The 1,701-nt window shown below is 59.7% G+C and carries 1 protein-coding gene; it reads right to left on the reverse strand.

Annotated elements, in window-relative coordinates; genetic code table 11:
- Positions 1-562: 562 nt before the first annotated feature.
- Positions 563-1,309: an IS21-like element helper ATPase IstB gene (gene istB / locus H1B27_RS39555; RefSeq protein ID WP_311977862.1), complete on the reverse strand. Its 747-nt coding sequence runs from the start codon at positions 1,307-1,309 to the stop codon at positions 563-565.
- Positions 1,310-1,701 lie beyond the last annotated feature (392 nt).

A 1,701-nucleotide genomic window follows, 5' to 3' on the forward strand; every position in this document is an offset into this window, starting at 1 on the left:
GTCGATCCAGTCCCAATCGACCTTGCCGGCAAGCTGAACCAGCTCGTGCTTCATATTGATGATCTGGTCCAGCCTGGCCCGGAACAGATCGCCCGATTCCGTCGTCCTGTGCTTCTTCGGTCGCATCGCCACCTCCGATGCGACGACGGAATCATGACTGGCGATTCGACGGAATCCTGAAAATGAAATTGCAAGGTTCCGATGCCCCAAGCATCAAAACCCTGCAATCGCAAAACAGCCCACAAAGACAAATGCGATTCTAGCTCAATCGCTTAGCCGCTCTTCACGGACGACTTGTGATGCTCGAGTGGGGCCACCGCATCCCTGTGGACCGCCGTCATCTGCACTGCGGTCTCGACTGCGCATTCCAGGGATGATGATTAGCGGTTCCAGGCGATGGTGATCACGGATTCCAGACGATGGTGATCACTGCGGAGGCGAACACGACTGACGGGTTTATGTGTGCTGGAAATGGTCCTCCTGGTCAAGCCTGGCGGGAGGGTTTGAAGATTGTCCCGGCGGTGCATGGGAGGGGCCGGTGGGGCGATCGGGCGCGAGGTGGTCACGCTTGTATCCTATCATCGGCCCGACGACGCAGGCTGTCGCCCTTGAGCTCGATGCGGTGAGCGTTGTGAATGATGCGATCCAAGATAACATCGCCAAGCGTGGGATCGGCGATGACGTCATACCATTGCGAAACGGGAAGCTGGCTTGTGATCAATAGTGATCGCTTGTCGTAGCGATCATCGACGATCTCGAGCAGGTCACGGCGCTGGTCGGCGGTGAGCGGTTCGGGTCCCCAACCGTCAAGAACAAGAAGATTGACGCGCTCCAGCGCGGCAATCAGGCGAGCGAGACGGCCTTCGCCGCGCGCCTGCGCGAGATCGGCGAACAGGCGGGACACGCGCTTGTAGAGGACGGAGAAGCCGTTGCGGCAGGCTTTGTTACCGAGCGCGCAGGCTAGCCAGGACTTGCCGGTGCTGGTCGGGCCGACAATCACCAGATGGTTGTGATCGCGGATCCATTGGCCGGTGGCGAGGGTCTGGAAGAGCGAACGGTCGGGATCACGGGCGGGGCGATAGTCGACGTTCTCGATGGTGGCGGCCTGGCGGAGCTTGGCACCGGTCAAGCGGCGCATGAGGCGACGGTTGTCGCGGGCGGTGACCTCGCGATCGACAAGGAGGCCGAGCCAATCGGGATGCGGCATCTCGGCGGCCTCAGGATTGTTTTGCAGTTCGATGAGGGTATCGGCCATGGCAGTGAGGCCGAGTGCGCGCAAGCGTTCGACGGTCGGATGAATGAGTACGATGATCTTCTGATCAGTTGTAGTGTACGCATACGACGAAACGTTCAATTACCCACAAATTCTCCTCCGACCATGACATCTAGCGCTATGTCGGTGAGACGTGACAGCCCGCGCCACATGACGGTATTGCCAGGCGGCGGATCGCTGGCGCGGGCGAGATAACCGCCGAGCCCGGGCAACCTTGATCAGATAGTACGACAGCGTTTTCCGTCTTGCTTTTGGTCTGTCGTTCACGAGGCGATCGAGCACGCCGATTTCAGTCGCGGTCAACGCGAGGGTTGGCGGCGCGTCTGGAGCCGAACGGTTGAGCATCGTCATCCAAAAGACCCGCCAACTCAGGATGCAAAAGAGCGAGATCAGATTGGTCAGACGCTGGGCGGTCCTGAGCTTTGACT

The organism is Bradyrhizobium diversitatis (assembly GCF_016031635.1).
In the GTDB taxonomy this organism is placed as follows: domain Bacteria; phylum Pseudomonadota; class Alphaproteobacteria; order Rhizobiales; family Xanthobacteraceae; genus Bradyrhizobium; species Bradyrhizobium diversitatis.